Source organism: Streptomyces colonosanans (assembly GCF_001866645.1).
GTDB classification, from domain to species: domain Bacteria; phylum Actinomycetota; class Actinomycetes; order Streptomycetales; family Streptomycetaceae; genus Streptomyces; species Streptomyces colonosanans.
In genome coordinates, this window is sequence record NZ_MLYP01000008.1 from 46,952 (window position 1) to 59,697 (window position 12,746).

At 69.1% G+C, this 12,746-nt stretch carries 11 protein-coding genes and 1 pseudogene; 6 read left to right on the forward strand and 6 right to left on the reverse strand.

Going from position 1 to position 12,746, the window contains the following annotated elements; genetic code table 11:
- Nucleotides 1-273: 273 nt before the first annotated feature.
- Entirely contained in the window at nucleotides 274-1,404 is a 1,131-nt protein-coding gene (locus BIV24_RS04030) for a hypothetical protein (protein ID WP_071364823.1), read from the reverse strand.
- A gap of 963 nt (nucleotides 1,405-2,367) precedes the next feature.
- On the opposite strand from BIV24_RS04030, the gene BIV24_RS04035 reads away from it, so the two are divergent.
- The 4 genes from BIV24_RS04035 to BIV24_RS04050 all read left to right on the forward strand — a co-directional run bounded on the left by BIV24_RS04035 (nucleotide 2,368) and on the right by BIV24_RS04050 (nucleotide 5,962).
- Complete coding sequence (locus BIV24_RS04035) at nucleotides 2,368-3,228, forward strand: SAM hydroxide adenosyltransferase (protein WP_071364733.1); 861 nt, start codon at nucleotides 2,368-2,370, stop codon at nucleotides 3,226-3,228.
- 216 nt (nucleotides 3,229-3,444) lie between these two features.
- Nucleotides 3,445-4,314: an ABC transporter substrate-binding protein gene (locus BIV24_RS04040; protein ID WP_071364734.1), complete on the forward strand. Its 870-nt coding sequence runs from the start codon at nucleotides 3,445-3,447 to the stop codon at nucleotides 4,312-4,314.
- A gap of 11 nt (nucleotides 4,315-4,325) precedes the next feature.
- A complete protein-coding gene (locus BIV24_RS04045; protein ID WP_079167987.1) occupies nucleotides 4,326-5,225 on the forward strand; it encodes an amino acid ABC transporter permease in 900 nt (299 codons plus the stop codon).
- Entirely contained in the window at nucleotides 5,222-5,962 is a 741-nt protein-coding gene (locus BIV24_RS04050; RefSeq protein WP_245766661.1) for an amino acid ABC transporter ATP-binding protein, read from the forward strand. The genes BIV24_RS04045 and BIV24_RS04050 overlap by 4 nt, the downstream gene beginning before the upstream one ends.
- 62 nt (nucleotides 5,963-6,024) lie before the next feature.
- Here the strand turns inward: BIV24_RS04050 and BIV24_RS04055 are convergent, their stop codons facing one another.
- Together BIV24_RS04055 and BIV24_RS04060 are read right to left on the reverse strand one after the other, a co-directional pair.
- Nucleotides 6,025-6,438: a type II toxin-antitoxin system VapC family toxin gene (locus BIV24_RS04055; protein WP_071364736.1), complete on the reverse strand. Its 414-nt coding sequence runs from the start codon at nucleotides 6,436-6,438 to the stop codon at nucleotides 6,025-6,027.
- Nucleotides 6,435-6,698, reverse strand: a complete 264-nt coding sequence (locus BIV24_RS04060) for a CopG family transcriptional regulator (protein ID WP_071364737.1) — start codon at nucleotides 6,696-6,698, stop codon at nucleotides 6,435-6,437. Before BIV24_RS04060 ends, BIV24_RS04055 begins: the two co-directional genes overlap by 4 nt.
- A 202-nt stretch (nucleotides 6,699-6,900) precedes the next feature.
- Here BIV24_RS04060 and BIV24_RS04065 point away from each other — a divergent pair, with 202 nt between their 5' ends.
- A complete protein-coding gene (locus tag BIV24_RS04065) occupies nucleotides 6,901-8,241 on the forward strand; it encodes a DUF2254 domain-containing protein (protein ID WP_071364738.1) in 1,341 nt (446 codons plus the stop codon).
- Between the two features lie 173 nt (nucleotides 8,242-8,414).
- Here the strand turns inward: BIV24_RS04065 and BIV24_RS04070 are convergent, their stop codons facing one another.
- The 3 genes and pseudogenes from BIV24_RS04070 to BIV24_RS34155 form a co-directional block, all read right to left on the reverse strand.
- On the reverse strand, nucleotides 8,415-8,885 hold the full coding sequence (locus BIV24_RS04070; RefSeq protein ID WP_245766662.1) for a GNAT family N-acetyltransferase: 471 nt from the start codon (nucleotides 8,883-8,885) through the stop codon (nucleotides 8,415-8,417).
- A 743-nt stretch (nucleotides 8,886-9,628) separates the two neighbouring features.
- Nucleotides 9,629-9,844: pseudogene (locus tag BIV24_RS04075) on the reverse strand (transposase family protein); the annotation flags it as partial.
- Nucleotides 9,845-9,898: 54 nt separating this feature from the next.
- Nucleotides 9,899-11,023, reverse strand: a complete 1,125-nt coding sequence (locus BIV24_RS34155; protein ID WP_071364740.1) for an SMI1/KNR4 family protein — start codon at nucleotides 11,021-11,023, stop codon at nucleotides 9,899-9,901.
- Between the two features lie 463 nt (nucleotides 11,024-11,486).
- On the opposite strand from BIV24_RS34155, the gene BIV24_RS04085 reads away from it, so the two are divergent.
- Complete coding sequence (locus tag BIV24_RS04085) at nucleotides 11,487-12,581, forward strand: ATP-binding protein (RefSeq protein WP_425442518.1); 1,095 nt, start codon at nucleotides 11,487-11,489, stop codon at nucleotides 12,579-12,581.
- Nucleotides 12,582-12,746: the final 165 nt, after the last annotated feature.

Genomic DNA, 12,746 nt, shown 5'->3' on the forward strand with positions numbered 1-12,746 from the left:
GAACGTGGGATGCTGCTTTCCTGTAATCCGAAAAGGGTGCAGATCCTCTGAGGTTTGACCAGAGCCGCGTGACCAGCGGTTTTGTGATTGCTGTGTGATCGGGAAGGATTCAGTTCAGGCAAGACCACCGTTGCGGAACAAGTACCTGGCCGTTTGCCCAGCGCGCCGGTCCTGCGAGGAAGGCCACTCTCTCGACCATGTCCTCGGGGCGTCCCGGATGCTCAACCGCGCGGTGGTTTCGGGACGGAAGCCTGCAGGCAGGGGAGTGGGGTGTTACCGGAGGCCGTGGTGGTCGAGGCGGTGGATGAGGCTGGGGCGGCGCTGGTAGTCCTCGCGCAGGTTGGTGAGGCGTTGTCGGAAGTCCGTGCTCCGGCCGGTGTGGACGTACGCGTCGCGTAGTTCCACGAGGAGGGTGACGGCCTGGTCGTAGGCGTTGGTCTTCTTGGTGGCGATGTGTGCCTCGACCTGCTGCCAGATGTGTTCGGCCTCGCCTGCGAGGGCGGTCAGGTGCTGGTTGCGAGCTGCGTCTCGTTCGCGTTCGGCGCGCTGTCGGCGTTCGCTGCGCCGTGTGTGGGCGGCGTCCAGGAGGTGGGCCGCTGATCGGCGCCCGGGGACCGTGGTGGGGGCTGCGGTGCCGCGCAGGCGGTGCAGGAGTTCGGTGCGCAACCCGGTTTCCGGGCCGAGGGCGAGCCGCAGCAGCAGAGCGTCTTTTTCCTTCTGTGGGAGGGCGGCGATCAGCGGGGCGAGTTCCTTCTTCGTGGGTTTGGCCGGCTCCTTGGGCGCGGTGGGACTGGCCTGGGCCGCTACTGTCAGCAGGTCGTCATCTACGCGCAGGAAGTCCGCGAGCGCGCGCTGCGGTGCGGTCAGTTCGCCGAGCCCGGCGGGGACGGGCGGCTCGGGGCAGGTCTGGTACTCCTCTTCTTCGTCGTCTTCGAGTTCCCAGGCGGTGAGCGCGGAGAGCCAGGCGAGGTAGAGAGGGCGCAGGTCGCCGGTGGCGAGTTCGTCGCGTACGCCGATGAGGGCAGCCAGGGAGTCGTCGGCGTCCTCGACCCAATCGCCGCCCTCGTCCTCGCTGGTGAGGTCGAGCAGGAGGTGGGTGCGGGTGGTCCAGGCGTCGACGTGGTGGTCGAGGCAGTACGGCTTCACCGTGGGCAAGGTCAGGGCTTCCTTGGGCAGACGCAGCATCAGCCGGTGGGTGCCCCAGTTCGTGACGTACAGGTGGGCGTCGAAGTAGCTCTCGACCATGCGGCGTGGACTGCCGCTCAAGTCGCCCCAGTTGTAGGTGTTGGTGAAGCTGGTGGCCGTGATCCGGGCACGCGTGGAGATGGCCCGCAGCTGCTCCTGCTCCTCGCGGCTCAGCGGTCGATCGAGGGCCTGGAACTCGTAGTACTGGTACTCGCTCACAGGGCGGACCCTATCGCCGCCGCGGGTGGGCGCGGACGCGAAGCCGAGCGGACGCCGTGGGGTGAGGGAGGCGAGCGGTTGTGGGGAGGTGTGTGCTGTGGAGGCGGTGTGGACCGAGCGGGCGATGGAGCACGATGCGAGAGCGGAACTCGCGGCGGCGGTGTAACTGGCCGCCGCGGGCAGGCTGCGGTGCAGCGACAAGACGAAGAGCCTCTCCACGCTGAGAGCAGCACAGGAGAGGAACTGTCGCAGACCGGCACGGCTTTGCCGGCCGACTTCGCCTCCCGCCACCGTTCGGCGCAGCCACGCGCCCAGTGCGCCGCACGAGTCGTCGCACACCCTCCCCCAAGTTCTCGACTGCGCTCGAACAGGGGGACCCCCATCGCTCGCACCCCGCACGTCAGCGCGGCCCGCCGAACGGCCGGCAACCTCGCTGCCCCCCGCCTGCTCCCCTTACCCGGGCGACTGTCGCTTCGGCCAGCGCGTCGGCCACCGCCGTCGTCGCCTACTGGCCGTGATACCGGTCCAGATCCACAACCCCGGCGAGCGCTTTGTACGGTGCCGCGGTCCACCCCGCGGGACCAGACGGTGCTCGACTTCACTGGCGTTGAAGAAGCGGGTCACCCGGTTCGCACTCGCCAACGCGGTCCTTGCCGCCCGGCCCGCGTAGCCCCTCCCCGCGACGGTCCCGGTCCACATGCTGGTCAGGGTGGACCGGGTGGGTATTTGCGGTGCTAACGTGCCCTCCATGCTGCACACCGCCACCCTCGCCATGATGCGAATGATGCCCCGAATTTCGGAGGCGCTTCGCTAGCGAAGCCGTGTGCGCGCAGGACGCGACGGACCCTCCGGCAACGGGGGTCCGTTTTTTGTTGTCCCCGTTGCCTCCCGCGCTCCTCACCCACCCCCAGTCGTCCCCGTGGCTGCCGCGTGCGGCCGACTCCATCCGCAGGAGACCTCACCATGACCCACCCCCCGGTCATCTCGCTCACCGATTGCGCCGACCCCAACGCGGTGGCCCGACAGTCGGCCAGGATCGCCGCCCTCTTCGGGGCCACGCCGAGTGTCCTTCCGCTGACCGGGCCGGACCCGGAGGGCGTCGCCGCGCTCACGCTGCTCGACCTGCTGCGCGCCACCGATCTCGTCGGCGGGCCGACGCACCCGGTCGTGGTGCTGGTCAATATCGCGCCGCGGGACGGCTCCTGGCCCAACGGGGCGCCGTTCTGCTACTTCCGCCACAAGCAGCACCTGGTGATCAGCACGTTGAATCCCCGAGTCCTCGCGCCGCTGTCGACCTACCTTAAGTTGACGGAAGTTCAGGTCACCGACGTGCGCGAGGTGGTGGAGACGGCGGCCGCTGAGTGGGCCGAGCTGTCGCCGGCCGAGGCCGAGGAGATCGGGCGGACCCAGTTCCGCAGCCTCTGGTACGTGCCGCTGCTGGCCCGCTGGTTGGTGGACGGTCGCCCGGTCCCCGCGCGGCCGCATGTCGTGGGCGGGCCCGACCAGCGGGCGGTGGGCGCCGAGACGGCCGGCGCGGTGCGGGTCGCTGTGGTGGACAACTTCGGCAACTGCAAGCTGGACCGCCCCGTCGCTGCCATCCCCGGCCACCGGGCGGCGGCTGGCCTGTCCGTCCACAGCGCCCGCGACGGCCGCCGGATCCAGGTGCGTTGTTACGACCGGCTGCCCGATGTGCCGTACGGCGAGCCGGGTATCACCACCGGAAGTTCGGGCCTGGGATTCGCCGAACTGGTGGTGCGGGGCGGTTCCGCAGCCGAACTGTTCGGTCTGCGCGAAGGCGACCGGGTCCTCCATCCCACCGGCTGACGCGTTGTCGCGGCGTCTCGAACGACGGCCGCCTCGATGGACACTGCAGCGCACCGCCCGGAATGCTGAAGCGCATGTCCGGAATCCTCCGCCTCGTGCGCCGTCGGCACGTTGGCCACGTGCGTTGCGCCGCCGATCTGTGTCGCTGAGCGCACTGCCCCCGCTTTTCTTTCGCACCGTCCGTTCCGGACAGCATCTCCAAAGGAACCAACCCCCATGTCCCTTTCCCGCACCTCCCTCGCCGCCTTGCTGGGCGCCGTCGTGGTGCTGACGGCCGCCGCCTGCGCGCCCCAGCCCCAGAGCACGGCCACGGCCACCGCGACGGCCTCCGGCAACTGCGCGACCAGCCCGAGCCTCCACCGGCAGGGGCAGCTGACCGTCGCCACCGACTCCCCGGCCTACACGCCGTGGTTCGACCACAACGACCCGTCCAACGGCAAGGGCTTCGAAAGTGCCGTGGCCTACGCGGTGGCCGACAAGCTCGGCTTCAGCCGGAGCCAGGTGAAGTGGGTGGTCGAACCGTTCGACAACTCCTACGCCCCGGGACCGAAGAACTTCGACTTCGACATCAACCAGATCTCCAGCACCCCGGCGCGGGCGAAGGCGGTGGACTTCTCCACCAGCTACTACACGGCCAATCAGGCCGTCCTGGTACTGAACAAGTCCAAGTACGCGGGCGCCACTTCACTGGCCGCGCTCAAGGACGCCAAGATCGGCGTGCAGGTTGCCACCACCAGCTACCAGGCGGTGCTCGACGAGATAAAGCCCGGCCGGCAGCCGAGCGTCTTCAACACCACCAACGACGAGATCAACGCCCTGCAGAACGGCCAGATCGACGCGCTCGTCACCGACCTGCCGACGGTGTTCTACCTGGCCGGCACACAGGTGCACGGTGGCAAGATCCTGGGCCAGTTCGGCTACCACGGCGGCACGCCGGAGCAGTTCGGCCTGCTGCTGGGCAAGGGCAGCGGGCTGACCCCCTGCGTCAACCGGGCGCTCGCCGCGCTCAAGGCCGACGGCACGCTGGACAAGATCACCTCCCAGTGGCTGTCGGCCTCGGCCAACGCCCCCGAGCTCAAGCCGTAGCGGGTCGCACAGTGAAGCACGAGACCACGGCCGAGCTGGATCAGCAGGCCAACCCGCAGGACGAGCAGTACCGGCCGAGCGAGCGGCAGCGCGAGCGGGAGCGGTTCCGCCGCGCCCGCCAGCGGCGCAACAGATGGACCGCGAGCCTGTGCACCCTGGTCAGCCTGGTGGCGGTGGCGGCGACCGTGGTCGCCTCGCCCGGCTGGGACCGGCTGCACAGCCGGTTCCTGGACGGCGCGGAGTTCCGCAAGACGTTCCCCGCGATCCTGGACGGCTTCTGGCTCAACGTCCAGATGTTCCTGATCGCCGAGGTGCTGATCCTCGTCCTGGGCCTGCTGATCGCCCTGGTGCGGGTCACCCGGGCGCCCGGCCTGCAGCCGTTGCGCCTGGCCGCGACCCTGTACGTGGACGTCTTCCGCGGAGTGCCGACCCTGCTGCTGGTCTTCCTGGTCGGCTTCGGCCTGCCGGCGCTCCAGCTGCAGGGCACCCCCTCCCAGCCCTGGCTGCTCGGGGTGATCGCGCTGGTGCTCTCCTACACCGCCTACGTCGGTGAGGTGCTACGGGCCGGCCTGAACTCGGTTCACCCCGCGCAGCGCAACGCCGCGCGGGCGCTCGGGCTCAGCGAGTCGCAGACCCTCCGGCGGGTGATCCTCCCGCAGGCGGTGCGCAACGTCCTGCCGCCCCTGCTCAACGACTTCATCGCACTGCAGAAGGACACCGCCCTGGTGGCCGTCCTCGGGCCGTTGGAGGCGCTGAGGGTCGCGCAGATCAAGGCGAACTACGACTTCAACTACACCCCCTACCTGGGGGCGGCAGCCCTGTTCATCGCGATGACCATCCCCTTGACGAGGTACGCCGACCGACTGCAGCGCCGCGCTGCACAGCGCACCTGGGCGGAGGCTGGACAGTGAACGAGCCACTGCTGCGGATCAGCGCCCTGCGTAAGGCGTACGGTTCACGCCTGGTCCTGCGCTCGATCGACCTGGAAGTCGCCGAGCACCAGGTGGTCTGCCTGATCGGCGGATCGGGCTCAGGCAAATCCACCCTGCTGCGCTGCATCGACCTGTTGGACGTCGTCGACGACGGCACCATCCATCTCGGCGGGACCGAGCTGACCGATCCCCGCTTGGACGCGAACCTGGCCCGCCGACGGATCGGCATCGTCTTCCAGGCGTACAACCTGTTCCCGCACCTGAACGTGCTGGACAACATCACGCTCGCCCCGCGCCAGGTGCACAAGGTGCCGCGCAGGCAGGCCGAGGAGTCGGCCCGCGAACTGCTCGCCAGGTTGGGCCTCGCGGACAAGGCGCACGACTACCCGGAGCGGCTCTCCGGCGGCCAGCAGCAGCGGGCCGCGATCGCCCGGGCCCTGGCCACCGATCCGCAGGTGCTGCTCTTCGACGAGATCACCTCGGCGCTCGACCCCGAACTGGTGGGCGAGGTGCTGGACGTGGTCACGGACCTGAAGGAGCGCGGCCTGACCATTCTGATGGCCACGCACGAGATGGGCTTCGCCCGGCAGGCCGCCGACCAGGTCTGCTTCCTCCAGGACGGCGTGATCCGCGAACAGGGCACCGCGGAGCAGGTGTTCACCGACCCCCGCCACGAGTCGACCCGGCGCTTCTTGTCCCGCGTGCTGGAACGCTAGTGCCCCGAAGTCCTTGATCCCTCGGCAGGGCTGAAGGGGGCCCTCGCCGACGAGGGCCTGGGTCAGATCTTGATCACGGTGGCCTGGCCGCTGCACAGGGCGGTCAGGCCCTCGGGGTCCGAGGTGAGGATCGTGACGGGGCCGGGGGCGGCGAGGGCGGTGGCGCTGAGCATGGCGTCGACGGCGTACTTGTGGCCGTGCCGGCCGGTGTCGGCAAGGAGGGCGGCGGCGTGCCGGGCGATCGGCTCGGTGACCGGCTCCACGATGAGGCGGGAGAGGGTCCACTCCAGGGCGGGGCGATTGATCCGGGGATGGACCACCTCGACCAGGGTGGCCGCGGACGTGATCACCCTCAGGTCGTCGGCGCGGGCCAGGGCGAACCAGCCGGTGACCGTACGGTCGCGCAGCACGGCCCTGGACAGCCCCTCGCTGTCGAGGACCAAGGTGCCGCCGGGTACGGCGGGAGAGCGGGTCATACCGCGTCAGCCCTGCCGCGGGTCTGCTCGAGGCGGGCCTGGTGGAGCTGGTCGCGCAGCGCCTGGATCTCCTCGTCGGTGACGGGGCCGATCTCGGCTTCGGCGACCTGGATGAGTTCGTTGAGGTTGTCGCGTTCGATCTGGCGGGCGACGGCGGCGGCCACGTAGGCGGACAGGCCGGAGGGGCCGCTGCGGGCCTTGGCGGCCTCCGCGATGTCGCGCGGCATGGTGATCGAGTACTTGCCGGTAGGCTCGCTCATACCCTTTATCCTACCGCCAGTCATCCTTGAGGGGTGTCCATCCATCTGCTCGCTATGGGGCGACCCCGTTGAGCAGGATCGACCGAGGACGCGGACTGTCGAAACGCCGTGATCTCAGTGATCTCAGTGATCACTTGGACAGTCGACGCGCACGTCGGATACTGGCCATACCCGGCCAAGCATCGATGCGCGGGGGTTGCCCATGATCCGACGTGATGCGCTGGCGGAGTACGTTCGCGGGTCGCTGTGGGTGCTTCCCACCCTGTCCGTGGTGGCCGCACTGGTCACCGGGTCGATGCTGTCCCTCGTCAAGACCGGCTCGGGCTCGCCGCTGGCGTTTCAGGGGACCGCCGACGATGCCCGGGCGCTGCTGATCGGGATCACCGGGACGATGGTGACGGTCATCGCCGTGCTGCTGGGCCTGGCCGTGGTCGCGCTGCAACTGTCGTCCACCCAGTTCTCGCCGCGGCTGCTGCGCAACTTTCTCCGCGACCGGCCCAATCAGATCGTGCTCAGCGTCTTCGTGGCCACCTTCGCCTACAGCGCGGCCGGTCTCTACACGGTCGGTGTTTCGGGAGGGGGCCGCTCCGCGAACTTTCCCCGGTTTGCGGTGAGCGGCGCGCTCGTCCTGCTGTTCGTCAGCCTCGGCCTGCTGGTGTTCTTCGCCGACCATCTGGTGCACTCCATCCAGGTCGACGCGATCATGAGCGTGGTGGAGCGCAACACCGTCCGGGTGATCCGCGACGGGGTGTTCGCGGGTGGCGAGGATGTCGTCGACGTGCCGGAGTGGGCCGTGGCCATTGCCTCCCACCGCTCCGGGTACGTACAGGTGGTGCGCCCGCACCTGCTGCTGCGGACCGCGGCCGAGCACGGTGTCTGTCTGCGGCTGCGGCCCCGGGTGGGCGAACACGTCGTCGCGGGAACGACACTGGCGTGGATCTGGCGGGCTTCACCGCATGATCCCGCTCCGGCCCCTCAGGAGTTCTCGCAGATGATGGACGCCGGTGTCCGTATCGGATTCGAGCGCACCCTGGAACAGGACGCTGCGCTCGGAATCCGGCAACTGGTCGACGTGGCCTGCAAGGCGCTGTCTCCGGCGGTCAACGATCCGTACACGGCGGTGCAGGCCATCGACCATCTGTCCGTGATCTTCTGTGTGCTCGCCCGGCGCCCCCTGGGCAACCACGTCGTCCGCGACGCCGGCGGGGCCGCCGTGATCATTCCTGGGCGGCGGTTTCCGGAATACCTCGCCGTGATGTGCGGGCTCATCCGACGCTACGGGGCCCGTGAACCGACCCTCGCCCATGCCCTGCTCCGCCTGCTGCACAACTGCGCCGACGTGGTCGCCGACGATGCCGAGCGGTTGGCGGCGATCGAGGAACAGGCCCGCATCGTCATCGCCGACGCCGAGCGAGAGGTGGCGCAGCCGACCGACCTCGCCCTCGCCCACGCGGAGGCGGAAGCCGTACGCCGCCAAGTGGCCAGGAATCGTTCGACCGTTCACACCCCCGACAACCGACCAGAGGGGCCACCGACTCCCTGACCACCTCGGCAGGCAATCCCGGCAGTCCTGCAGCGCCACGGCTTGTCCCCTGTGCCGACCTCCGGCGCGATTCCCGTGCCACGTTCTCGGCTCGCCTGGCCGACGTGGTCGTGCGCTCCGGGGCCGGGCATGTGACCACCGGAGGTCACAACCGTCCGCGTTTCCGTACGAGCTCACCGAGCGGGGAAGGTGAGTCGCAGAACGATCTCGCCGTCGTCGATCTCCCCGGTGGGCTCGAACCCGAACTTCTGGTAGAAGGGCCACGGTTCGCCGTCGCCGGGCTGGTAGCTGGTCAGCAGCTCGGTTGCGCCGTCCGCGCGAACCAGGGCGGCGATCTGCAGGAGCGCCTCTCTGCCGATCCCTCGCCCCTGGTACCGCTTGTCGACGAGGAGGCGCCAGAGGAAGTGCCGCCCTTGGTAAGGACCAGCCGGCGGTTTCCACGACAGCATCACGAAGCCGACTGGCTCGTCGCCGCGGTACACGGCGCGGTACCAGGGATTGGCCTCCGGTTTCCTTGCCGCCTCCTTGAGCGACTTGGACACGGAGGCGACGAACTGCTTCTGGCCACGTCGGACCCGGAGGGTGCGAACGGCATCCCGGTTGTCGTCGGTGATCTCCCGCAAGTGCACGCCTGGGGATCTCATGCCACGTCCCTTCCGTATCCGGCAGCTGCGCCAACCGGGCCTACGTGCAGAGCCGCCACCGGGCGGTATTCCCTGGCGGCCGCGTTGTCGAGGACGCCAGGTTGGACATTTTCGCAGCGTATTCGACACAGGCGATCTGGAGCGGGACTGGCACGCCGGGCTGTGACCGCGTCCAAGGCAGCTCCTGGTGGAGAGCAACTCGGTCTGACGTGGCACTGCAGGACTGCCGGCATTGCCTGCCGCCGTGGTCAGGGAGTTGGTGGCCCGTCCGGTCGGTTGTCGGGGGTGTGAACGGTCGAACGATTCCTGGCCACTTGGCGGCGCACGGCTTCCGCCTCCGCGTGGGCGAGGTCGGTCGGCTGCGCCACCTCTCGCTCGGTGTCGGCGATGCGGGCCTGTTCCTCGATCGCCGCCGACCGCTCGGCATCCTGGCTCCTGGCGGAATCTGGGCTGGGCGAGCCTGTCGGCGAGCGTCTTCGTGATCCGCAGTTACATGCGGCCGTGCAGGGTACGCGCTCGCCCCTGAAGACCAAGACCGCACTACCGTCGCAGAACGCGTGCGCTGGGAAGGGGCCTGGAGTCTCGTCCCGACCATGCGCCTCTTCAATGCCTGCAAGTAGCATGTCTCCCCTGTGACGCAGAGGAGCGTCCTTGTCACCGGGGGTGTGGGGTGGCGTTCGATGGGCCCAGCCTGGGCAAGGTCCGTTGCCACTTCCCGGTCTGTTCCGGCTCGAAGATCAGGTTCAACGGGAGCGGGTGGTGGAACACCGCAGCTTCCGCAGCAGCCGCCAGCCCTTCAGCGTGGCCATGGCCTGCTCGCCCAGAGCCCGGATCTTCGCATGGGAGACGTTCACCGCCTGCTGACCTGCGGGCAGGTGCGCCCACTGGCCGCGGTGGGGCACCCGGACCGCGGGGCTGGCGCCCTGGTACCCCTTGTCCGCGAAGCAGGCCGCCTCCGCGAATGAACTGCGCGCCGAGCATGCAGAAGTCTGCCCGGCCGATATGGCGCCGAGTCATTGGTCATCAGCGGCCGGTTCTGCGGCGTAGGGCGCGAAATCGATGTAATCGAGGGGGTCCTCGTCGCGGCGTCCGAGCGGGGGCAGGCCCTCGGTCGCGAACCGGCCGCGCAGCCACTCCAGCAGGGTGTCGGTGAGGCCGGTGCTGAGCGGTGGGCCTTGGTCGGCATGGCGCGGTACAACGATCAATGGCCAGTCATCCGGCGTGGCACCTTCGGTCAGCCAGCACAGTTGGTCGCCGTCGATGGAGCCGGCGAAGGGCAGGATTCCCCCGGGCTCGGGATAGACAGCCAGGGGGTGGTATTCCGGGAACTCGGCTCGCTGCCCCTGGTAGGTGTCCGCGTAACACTCGGCCCAGGGTGCGAGCGCGTACTGGTCCTCGTCGAGTGGGGTGTTGAAGCGCAGCCAGCCGACCCAGGAGCCGGCCCCGTACCGCTCCATCAGCCGTACGTAGTCGCCGGGCAGCCGTGTATGCAGCCGTTCGTACAGCCAGTCCCAGTTGTGCTTACCGAGCGCGGGTGTTGCCGGCGGTGGGACGAGGGCGATCAGGGCCTCCAGCCCGCTGCCTGCGGTGAGCGCCGCCCGCTGCTGAGCGGTTGGCTCCGGTCGCCGAGGCGGCGGTGTCCACGGAGTGCGCTCCAGGTCAGTTTGCATGCCACTTCGGGCAGCCACTGGGCGCATGCCGTCGGCCACGAGCCGGGCCAGCGTCGGCACGAGCGGGGTCGCGAAGCGCCGCCAAGGGTCGCGGCCCGCGTTCTCGTCGTCCTGACAGTGCATGACGACCGGCCAATGGTCGGGGTTGTCGGATGCTGTGGTGTCCCAGTAGAGGGTGTCGGCGGTACGGGTGGCGCCGAAGGGAAGGACACCAGGGGCGTCACGCCGAGCCTGCTGCACCCAGGCCCCATAGTCGAACCACCCGCGGTTGACGCATGGCATGTGAAGCCAGAGCCACGCGCCGATGTCGAGTGGGCCGTACGCGGCGGCGATGGCCTTGTAGTCGGCGGGCAGGCGCATCCCCAACCAGGTCTCGACTGCTGCCCAGTCGACAGGGACGGCGAAGTCGGCCGGCGGTTCGCCGAAGATCTCGGCGAAGGCGTAGACGTGCGGGTCTGAAGCATTCACGGGTCTATGGACCCTTACCGGCGGCGAACGGTTGCGCTTGGGCGGCGGTCCCCTGGTCAGTAGACACTGGCTTGGACGGGCTCGGGGCTCACTCGCTACTCACTCGCGATCAGTGACACGTAACGACAAACGCCCGGACTCAGTGGGACTGAGTTCGGGCCTTTGTACTTGGCACTTTTGCAGGTCAGCGACTTGATCAGGCTGTCCGAGCTGGAGTGCCCCAGGCGGGGCGCTCGGAGCATGTACACAGGGAGGACCGTTGGTCGGCGGCGGGCAGCTGGTGATCGAGACGGTTGTCCGGCTGAATCGGTAGGTCGGCGGCGATTGACCGCAGGTTCGGCTCCCGGCGGTAGCCGCAAGCAAGGGCTGGTCGCGCTGGACTGGCTGTGACCTGCGGGATTCTCTGGTTGGACCGATGCCGGCGCATCTGCCCAAGACTCGAAATGGTGGGGCGCGCCCGTCCATGCTTCCGACAGGGTTCGAGGGGGCTCTGCAGACCGTCTGGGACCGTCACCTGTCCGCCAAGCCGGTCCTGCTCATCCTGGTCGGCAGCGACATGTCGGTGATGGAGGCGCTGCAGTCGTACGGTCGCCCCTTCTTCGGGCGGGCGGCGAAGATGACCGTACGGCCGCTGCACCTGGGCGATGTGCAGGCCATGACCGGGCTGGATGCGGCAGACGCGGTGGACGCGTTGCTGATCACCGGAGGCTTTCCGGAAATCGTACAGTCGTGGCGGCCAGGGGTGGGCCGGGCCGACTTCCTGCGCGAGGCGGTGGCGAATCCGCTGTCTCCGCTACTGGTGGCGGGCGAGCTGTCGCTGCTGGGGGAGTTCCCCGAGGCGTCACACTCGCGGGCGGTGCTGGAGGCGGTGGGCAGCGGCGAGCGGACCTTCTCCACCATCGCTGCACAGGCCGGGGGAACAGGTGCCCTGCCATCGGGCACGCTGTCCCCGCTGCTGAACACTCTGCAGGCCAAGCGGGTTCTGGCGGCCGACCTGCCGCTGTCCGCAAAGGCCGACACCAAGAACAAGCGCTACCGCATCGCCGATCCGTATCTTCGTTTCTGGCTGGCGTTCCTGCAGCGGGGTATCCCGCTCATCGAGCGCGGCCGGGGCGATCTTGCCCTGGAGCGCATCGAGCGGTCCTGGACCACTTGGCGGGGGCGCGCGGTCGAGCCGCTCATCCGCGAGTCGCTGCTGCGGCTGTTGCCCGACGAGCGATGGCCGGAGACTGAAGCGGTCGGCGGCTGGTGGAACCGGCAGAACAACCCCGAGATCGACCTGGTCGGTACCGACCTTCCCCAAGCTCTCAACTCCGTTCGAGCAGGGGAGACCCCAACCCCCGTGGCGGGCGCGGTGCACTTCGTCGGCTCCATCAAGTGGCTGGAGTCCCAGCCGTTCGGCCGGCGCGAATACGACGCCCTGGCTCGGGACGTACTCGCGGTGCCCGGTGCCGGGCCGGATACGCCGCTGGTCGCGGTGTCCCGCAGTGGTGTGGTCGGCAGTCTGCCGCTTGCGGCGCACTGGGGGCCTGAAGATCTGGTCCGCGCCTGGCAGTAGCGGAGAGACGGTGAGGCATGGGGTAAGCGGCTCAGGATGCCCAGTGCCGGTAGGCATCCACCCAGGCCCATCCCTTCGCTTGCACCCCGCACTCCCCCTGTTCGCGTTCGGCGCTGTCGGCGTTCGGTGCGCCGTGTATAGGGTGGCGTCCAGGAGGTGGGCCGC

Coding starts and splice junctions, on each gene's coding strand:
- BIV24_RS04035 (WP_071364733.1), top strand. CDS start 2,368: ATGACCCACCCCCCGGTCATCTCGCTCACCGATTGCGCCGACCCCAAC.
- BIV24_RS04040 (WP_071364734.1), top strand. CDS start 3,445: ATGTCCCTTTCCCGCACCTCCCTCGCCGCCTTGCTGGGCGCCGTCGTG.
- BIV24_RS04055 (WP_071364736.1), bottom strand. CDS start 6,438: ATGACCCGCTCTCCCGCCGTACCCGGCGGCACCTTGGTCCTCGACAGC.
- BIV24_RS04060 (WP_071364737.1), bottom strand. CDS start 6,698: ATGAGCGAGCCTACCGGCAAGTACTCGATCACCATGCCGCGCGACATC.
- BIV24_RS04065 (WP_071364738.1), top strand. CDS start 6,901: ATGATCCGACGTGATGCGCTGGCGGAGTACGTTCGCGGGTCGCTGTGG.
- BIV24_RS04070 (WP_245766662.1), bottom strand. CDS start 8,885: ATGAGATCCCCAGGCGTGCACTTGCGGGAGATCACCGACGACAACCGG.
- BIV24_RS04085 (WP_425442518.1), top strand. CDS start 11,487: ATGCTTCCGACAGGGTTCGAGGGGGCTCTGCAGACCGTCTGGGACCGT.